Annotated in this window: 4 protein-coding genes and 1 pseudogene; 4 read left to right on the top strand and 1 reads right to left on the bottom strand. The window is 66.8% G+C overall.

What is annotated here, in order from left to right:
• Positions 1 to 384, bottom strand: a pseudogene (locus ACK41V_RS00330) (phosphomannomutase/phosphoglucomutase); the annotation flags it as partial.
• Between the two features lie 183 nt (positions 385 to 567).
• Between ACK41V_RS00330 and ACK41V_RS00325 the strand changes: the two are divergent.
• The 4 genes from ACK41V_RS00325 (at position 568) to ACK41V_RS00310 (ending at position 7,725) form a co-directional block, all read left to right on the top strand.
• The gene (locus tag ACK41V_RS00325) at positions 568 to 2,196 is read left to right on the top strand and encodes a DNA-3-methyladenine glycosylase 2 family protein (RefSeq protein WP_409776167.1); all 1,629 of its coding nucleotides are present in this window, start codon (positions 568 to 570) and stop codon (positions 2,194 to 2,196) included.
• 63 nt (positions 2,197 to 2,259) lie between these two features.
• Positions 2,260 to 2,802, top strand: a complete 543-nt coding sequence (locus ACK41V_RS00320; RefSeq protein ID WP_409776164.1) for a methylated-DNA--[protein]-cysteine S-methyltransferase — start codon at positions 2,260 to 2,262, stop codon at positions 2,800 to 2,802.
• Positions 2,799 to 3,725 (top strand): DMT family transporter, encoded by a 927-nt coding sequence (locus ACK41V_RS00315; RefSeq protein WP_409776161.1) that lies wholly within the window; start codon positions 2,799 to 2,801, stop codon positions 3,723 to 3,725. The genes ACK41V_RS00320 and ACK41V_RS00315 overlap by 4 nt, the downstream gene beginning before the upstream one ends.
• 148 nt (positions 3,726 to 3,873) lie before the next feature.
• Positions 3,874 to 7,725 (top strand): EAL domain-containing protein, encoded by a 3,852-nt coding sequence (locus ACK41V_RS00310; protein ID WP_409776158.1) that lies wholly within the window; start codon positions 3,874 to 3,876, stop codon positions 7,723 to 7,725.
• The last annotated feature ends 46 nt before the right edge of the window (positions 7,726 to 7,771 follow it).

Raw genomic sequence — 7,771 nt, 5'->3', positions numbered from 1 at the left:
GCGCAGGCCCTGGATTTCTTCGCCGTAGATGGCGCGGCCGTTCAGCACCATCTTGAAGCCGTTGTAGTCCTTGGGGTTGTGGCTGCCCGTGACCTGAATGCCACTGGCGCACAGCGTGCTGGCCGCAAAGTACAACAGCGGCGTGGTGACCAGGCCCACGTCAATCACCTCGATGCCCGCCTCGACCAGCCCTTCTATCAGCGCGGCCGACATGGCCGGGCCGGACAGGCGCCCGTCGCGCCCCACCGCCACGGTGGTTTGCCCTTCAGCGCGGGCGGCGGTGCCAAACGCACGGCCCAGGCCCAGGGCCACGGCTTCGTTCAGGGTGGACGGCACGATGCCGCGGATGTCGTAGGCTTTGAAAATGGCGGGCGTAGGTTGCACGTAAAGGGGCCTTTCGCGATGGGGGTTGAAAAGTCCGCTGCATTGTAGGCGGCAGCTTTTGCACGCTCCCGTCAGCCGATGCCGCGCGCGCCGCCGGAGTATCTGTGGGGCGTCTGGCGCACGGCCAGAGGCACAGGTCCGAAAACGGCCAGTTCCAAACTGGCAGGCTCCTATCATCCGCCCATGACCTTGCCACCAGCGCCCTCCTCCTCACCCGCCTCCCCGGGGGCTGCCGACCCGGCGACGGACGAGGGCCGCTATCTGGCGCTGCTCGCACGGGACGCCCGTTTTGACGGGCACTTTTTCACCGCCGTCACTTCCACCGGCATCTACTGCCGCCCCGTGTGTGCGGTGCGCACGCCGCGGCGCGAAAACTGCCGCTTCTACACCCTGGCCGCCCAGGCCGAAGGGGCGGGGTTTCGCCCTTGCCTGCGCTGCCGCCCCGAACTGGCGCCCCGGGCGCTGGTGTGGTCGGTGCAGGATGCCAGCGGCATTCTGGTGCAGCAGGCCGTGCGGCTGCTGGATGCGCCCGACCTGTGGCCTGCACCCGCTTCACCGGTCAAGTCGGCCGAAGGGGCCACGGTGGCGCGCCTGGCCGAGCGGCTGGGCGTGAGCGACCGCCACCTGCGGCGCATTTTTGAATCGGCACTGGGCGTGTCGCCCTTGCAATACCTGCAGACCCGGCGGCTGCTGACGGCCAAACAGTTGCTGACCGACACCGCCATGCCCGTGACCCAGGTCGCGCTGGCCAGCGGTTTTGCCAGTGTGCGCCGCTTCAATGCCGCGTTTTCAGGGCACTACGGACTGAACCCCACCCAGCTGCGGCGCAGCGGCACACATGCCGGCGCGGCTGCGGGGACGGGCCGCAACAACAACAATGTCAACGCCTTGCGCCTGGCCTGGCGCCCACCGTTTGATGTGTCGGCACTGATGGCGTTTTTTGAACGGCGGCAGTTTCATGGCGTGGAATGGGTGGTGCCCGGCAGCGACGCGCCCACCTTGCGCCGCACGGTGCGCCTGCCAGCGGCCTGCACGGGCCTGCCGCACGAAACCACCGGCTGGCTGAGTGCCCGGTTTGATGTAGAGCGCCGTCTGGTGCTGCTGCAGACCAGCGACAGCCTGTACCCGGTGCTGCCTCTGGTCATCCGCCGCGTGCGCGCCATGCTGGACCTGGACGCCGACCCCGCCGCCATCAACGCCGTGCTGCACCCGCATTTCCCGGACGGCGATGGTTTGCGTGTGCCGGGCGCGTTTGACGGGTTTGAACTGGCCGTGCGTGCCGTGCTGGGCCAGCAGATCACCGTGGCCGCGGCCCGCACGCTGGGTCAGCGCCTGGTGGAGCGGCTGGGCGAGCCCATCAGCACCCCCTGGCCCGAGCTGAACCGCCTGTTCCCCAAGCCCGCCACGCTGGCCGCCACCGACGGTGACGTGCTGGGCCACATGGGCATCGTGCGCCAGCGGCAGGCGGCCATCGTGGCGCTGGCGCGCGCGGTGGAAAGCGGCACGCTGGCCTTACATGCCGGTGCCGAGGTCCACCAGACCACCGCCGCGCTGTGCGCCCTGCCAGGCATTGGCGACTGGACGGCGCAGTACATCGCCATGCGGGTGCTGCGCTGGCCCGACGCCTTCCCGGCGGGCGACGTGGCGCTGCACAAGGCGCTGGGCGTGCAAGGGCACAAAAGCCCGGCCCGCGCTGCCACAGAGGCATCACAAGCCTGGCGCCCCTGGCGCAGTTATGCCGTGCTGCGCGCTTGGGCGGCTGGCACCACGGTGGTCCCCCGCCCCGAAAACCCAGAACTATCAAAACAATAGCTACTAGCGCTTATCCATCAAGCGCTAGAGGCCAATTTGGCTATAAATTCACTCCGACTCACCATGGTTTTCCATCCCCACACCGTGCAAACGCGCACGACCACGCAGCTCGGGCCGGTGCGCCTGGCGGCGTCGCCCTCCGGCCTGGCAGGCGTCTGGTTTGAAGGCCAGCGGCACGAGCCCGGCGTTTGGCTCTATGGCGCCAGCGCCTGGTCAGACACCCCCGATCACCCGGTTTTGCAAGAAGCCGCCGCCCAGCTGCAGCAATACTTTGCGGGCGAGCGCACCCACTTCGACTTGCCACTGGATTTATCGGGCGGCACCCCGTTTCAGCAAAGCGTATGGCACGCGCTGCTCACCATTGGCCGCGGCGCCACCACCAGCTATGGGGCGTTGAGCCAGCAACTGGGCAACCCCCGCGCCGTGCGCGCGCTGGGCGCGGCCGTGGGGCGCAACCCGCTGAGCGTGGTCGTGCCCTGCCACCGGGTGGTGGGCATGGACGGCAGCCTCACCGGCTATGCCGGTGGCCTCGACCGCAAAAGGGCCTTGTTAACCCTGGAGAATGCGCAGCTCGCCGCCCCCCACAAAAACAAAGGATTTGCATGAACAGCCCGGGAACCCAGCCGGTATCGACCTGGATCGGAGAATTCATCTTGCTGGCAGCGTTGTGGGGCGCGTCGTTTCTGTTCATGCGCCTGGGCGCCGCAGAGTTTGGCCCCTTGCCCATGGTGGGCCTGCGTGTGGGGCTGGCCACCGTGTTCCTGTGGCCCATCATGATGCGCCAGGGGCATTGGCCCGCGTTGCGCCAACACTGGCGGCCCATCATGCTGGCGGGCCTCCTCAATTCGGCCATTCCGTTCGCGCTGTTTGCCTGGGCGGTGATGCACATCCAGACAGGGCTGACCTCCATCCTGAACGCCACGGTGCCACTGTTTGGTGCGTTGGTGGCCTGGATCTGGCTAGGCGACCGCATCAACCGCCTGCGGTGGGTGGGCCTGGCCCTGGGTTTTCTGGGCGTGGCCCTGCTGGCATGGCAGGCACCTGCGGGCACCGGGTTCAAGACAGACCACGCCCATTGGGCGATTGCAGCGTGTCTGGTGGCGTCGGGGTTTTATGGGGTGTCGGCCAGTTTTACGCGGCGCTACCTCACGGGCATTCCGCCACTGGCCACCGCCACCGGCAGCCAGTTGGGCGCAACCCTGGGGATGGCGCTGCCCACCGTGTGGTTGTGGCCCGCCACAATGCCCGGCCTCGGCGCCTGGGCAGCCATTGCCGCCATTGCCGTGCTGTGCACGGGCATCGCCTACATCCTGTACTTCCGGCTGATTGCGCACGCGGGGCCGAGCCGGGCGCTGGCGGTGACCTTCATCGCGCCAGTGTTTGCGGTGTTTTACGGCATGCTGTTTCTGGGTGAAGTCGTCACGCCCTGGATGATGGGCTGTGCCCTGGTCATCGTGTGCGGCACGATGTTGTCAACCGGACTTATCCGGGCGCGGCAGGCCCGCGCCACCCCTGCAGAACGGGCCTAAACTCGGTGGATGGGTTTTGCGCCGGGTTCCTCTACATCTGCACCCGCTACGGTGAGCCCGTGGCGAGGGGTGGTTTTTTCGACACCCCGCGAACAGGCAGCCCTGCGCTGCAACGCATCTCCGTACCCACTCGAACGGGCCCTGCACGATGGCCCATAACGCGCTGCTGGCAGGTGGCCTGCTGATCCTGATTGTTCTGGTGCTGGCGCACCTGCAGCCTTCTGAAATCCTGCGCCCCTCGCGGCGCTCCCAGGTGCTGGTGGGCTTGGTGGGCGGCGTGGTGTCTGCGCTGGTGCTGGTGGTGCTGCAGCTGAACGCCCCGGAACTGGGAGTGGTGGCCTACCCCACCGCCACGGCCTTTGTCGGGCTTTACTTCGGGCCGCTGTCGGCCGCCCTCACCGCGGCGATTGCGCTGCTGGCCTTGGCTTTTGGCGGCGACACCACCGATTGGCAGGCGGCCATTACCGTGCTGGGAGGGGCGCTGTTGCTGGCGTTGGCCTGGCGCCGGGTAGACGCGCGCCAGCCAGAACACCCCTGGCTGAGCATTGCAGGTTTGGCCTTGACCCTGCCACCCACCGTCATGGTCTGCCTGGCAGCGGCTGGCAAGGCCGAGGTTCCGGCATCGGTGGTCGACGGGCTTTTGCAACTGCCCTGGTACCACGGCGCAGGCATCCTGATTCTGGGAACGGGGCGGCAACTGCTGGTCGGCAAGGCACAGTCGGCCATTGCGCTGCAGGCCACGCACCACACGCTGGAAGACCGGGAGCAGCAGTTGCGCCTTGCCTTGGACTCTCTGGGCGGCGGGCGCTGGGAATGGGACGTGACCCACCGCGAGTTCCGGTGTTTTGGCGTGTTTTATGAAACCTTCGGCATCACGGCTGCAGATGCTGGCTCTGAGGCGGGTGCCCCGGACGTGTGGCAGCGCTGGTACGCCCTGCGCCACCCGCTGGACGCAGAGCGCAACGCCGCCAAGCTCGGCCGGGCCATGGATGGGCTGGAAGAAAGCTACGAGGCCGAGTTTCGGGTGATGGACACCCAGGGCCAGTGGCACTGGCTGATGTCGCGCGGCACCGTGGCACGGCGCGATGCCCAGGGGCGCCCCACGGCCTTGATTGGCATGGACGTCGACATCACCGCCCACCGCGAGGCCGAAAACGCGCTGCGCTCGTCCGAAGCCAAATACACCACCTTCTATCAAACGCTGCCCGACCCGGCGGGCATCTCCCGCATCTCTGACGGGCGCTACATCGACGTGAACCCCGCGTTTTGCGACGTGTTGCGGATGCAGCGCGAGCAGATCATCGGTCACACGTCCACCGAACTGAAGATCTGGGCGTCCGAGCAAGAGCGCACGCGGTTGGTCGAGACGTTTCGCCGCGACGGCAAGGTAGACCGCCTGCCGCTGGTGGCCCAAAGCCACGGTGTTCGCATTCCGGGACTGATGTCGGCACGCTCCGTGCTTATCGATGGTGAAAACTGTTTTGTTTTCGTTTTCCACGATATGACCGAAGCCCAACGCACCAGCGACGAACTGCGGGCCCTCAACAGCCTGCTCCAGCAGGCGGGCCGACTGGCCCGGCTCGGCGCGTGGGAAGACCAGCGCGGCAAAGGCCTGATCTATTGGTCCGATGTGTGTTTTGACATCCACGGACTGGCCGTGGGCTCTCCCCTGCCCACCGACTACATTGACCGCCTGGTGGCGCCCGCCTACCGCGAACAGTTGCGCGACAACTTCCGCCTGAGCATTCTGGAGCGCCGCGAGTGGAGCATGGAGATCGAGGTGTTGCACGCCGACGGCCGGATGGTCTGGGTGCGGGCCATGGGCGAACCCGTGATCGAACACGGCCGCGTCACCCGCGTGCGCGGCGTGATGCAGGACATTGATGAAGCCAAACGCTCCGGGCAGCGGCTGCGCCAGTCCGAAGAACGGTTTTCGCGCATTTTTCACCTCATGCCCTACCCCATGGGCCTGTCGCACCGCAAGGATGGGCGGTATGTAGACATCAACCCCGCCTGGGTGGACATGCTGGGCATTCCGCGCGAAGAGGCCATCGGCCGCACCGCCGTGGAGATGGGCATTTTTACCGCTGAAGACCGCCAACGCCTGATCGCGGCTGCAGAAAGCGACAACAACCTCGGCGGCTATGAAGTGACGCTGCAGGTGCGCGGCGGCCCCCCACGCACGGTGCTGCAGTCCATGCGCGCCACCGAGTTTGATGGGGAACCCTGCTGGCTGTTTTCGGTGCACGACATCACCGACCGCAAACGCAACGAGCTACAGGTACGCGAGCGCGAAGAGCTGCTGTCGCTCACCATTTCGGCGGCATCGCTGGGCTTGTGGGACTGGAACCTGCAGACCGGCACCGTCACTGGCGACAGCCGCTGGCACGATATGCGCGGCCTGCAACCGTCAGACAACCCCCTGGCGCCCACGCTGTGGACCAGCGCGATCGCGCCCGAAGACATCGACCGCATCACCGACGAACTGGCGCGCCACACCGCCCACCCGGGCACGCCGTTTGATGCCACCTGCCGCTTCAACCAGAGCGGCGACGCCGTGCGCTGGGTGCGCAACCTGGGCAAGATCGTCAGCGTGGACAGCACAGGCCAGCCCGAACGCATGCTGGGCGTCGCCATTGATGTCACCCCGCAGCGTGAGCAAGAAGTGTTGTTGCAGCGGCTGGCGCTGTTTGACGCCCTCACCGGCCTGCCCAACCGCGTGCTGCTGGCCCGCAAGCTGCAAGAGTGCATGGACCTGGCACGCACCAAGAACACGTTGCTGGGCGTGGCCTACCTGGACCTGGATGGTTTCAAACCCGTGAACGACCGCTTGGGCCACGGCGCGGGCGACCGGCTGCTGGTGGTGGTGGCCGGGCGCCTGACCCGCGCGCTGCGGCCCCTGGACACCGTGGCGCGCCTGGGTGGCGACGAGTTTGTGATCCTCATGCCCGAACTCGAATCCATCGACGACTGCGAGCGCATGCTGCACCGAGTGATGGAAAGCATCTCGGCCCCCTACACACTCGACACCGAGCGCGTGGTGGTAACCGCCAGCATCGGCTACACGGTGTTTCCGCTCGACGACGCCGACGCCGACACCCTGCTGCGCCATGCCGACCAGGCCATGTACGCCGCCAAACAGGCGGGCCGCAACCGTTTTCACCAGTTCGACGCCGCCCAGGAACGCGCGCTGCAATTGCTGCGCGAACAGGGCCGCTACATCCGCGACGCACTGGCCGACCAGCAGTTCATGCTGTACCTGCAGCCCAAGGTGGACATGAAAAGCGGCACCGTGGTCGGCGCCGAGGCCCTGGCCCGTTGGCAGCACCCCGAACGGGGCATCGTGTCGCCCGGCGAGTTTCTGCCGCTGCTCGAAGGCACCGAACTGGAAATCGGCTTTGGCGAATGGGTGGTGGACGCGGCCCTGGTCATCCTGGAGCAACTACAACACCGCGGCATGCCCATGCCGGTCAGCGTCAACATCGCGGCCCAGCACCTGCAACACCCCGGTTTTGCCGACTGGATGGCCCAGTGCCTGGCCCGCCACCCCAGCGTGGCCGCACACATGGTGGAGATCGAAATCACCGAAAGCGCCGCCCTGTACGACCTGGCCGCCGTCGCTGGCGCCCTGACCGAACTGCGAGCCCTAGGCGTCAGCGTGTCGCTGGACGACTTTGGCACAGGCTACTCATCGCTGACCTACCTGCGCCGCCTGCCCATGGACACGCTCAAGATCGACCAGAGTTTTGTGAACGGCATGATGGGCGACCCCGGCGACCTGGCCATCGTGCAGGGCGTCATCGGCCTGGCCCGCTCGTTCGGCTACCGCGTGATCGCCGAGGGCGTGGAAACCGTGGAGCAAGGGCAGATGCTGCTGCAACTGGGTTGCACGCAGGCGCAGGGGTACTGCATTGCACGGCCCATGCCCGTGGATGACTTTGTGCTGTGGACGGAAAAGTGGCAACCGCCGGCGGGGTGGCATCGGCAGCGGCCGGGCTGAAATATGAGTCAAAACAGGCTCTGGCGCTTATCCAATAAGCGCTAGT

Origin of the sequence: Acidovorax sp. (genome assembly GCF_046291265.1) — a bacterium.
Classification (GTDB): Bacteria; Pseudomonadota; Gammaproteobacteria; order Burkholderiales; family Burkholderiaceae_C; genus Acidovorax.
Note: the sequence above shows the minus strand (reverse complement) of the source record. Positions and strands in the feature narration are given on the sequence as shown.

Excerpts from the sequence above, each read along its gene's own strand:
- ACK41V_RS00310 (WP_409776158.1), top strand. The coding sequence starts at position 3,874 with ATGGCCCATAACGCGCTGCTGGCAGGTGGCCTGCTGATCCTGATTGTT.
- ACK41V_RS00325 (WP_409776167.1), top strand. The coding sequence starts at position 568 with ATGACCTTGCCACCAGCGCCCTCCTCCTCACCCGCCTCCCCGGGGGCT.
- ACK41V_RS00315 (WP_409776161.1), top strand. The coding sequence starts at position 2,799 with ATGAACAGCCCGGGAACCCAGCCGGTATCGACCTGGATCGGAGAATTC.
- ACK41V_RS00320 (WP_409776164.1), top strand. The coding sequence starts at position 2,260 with ATGGTTTTCCATCCCCACACCGTGCAAACGCGCACGACCACGCAGCTC.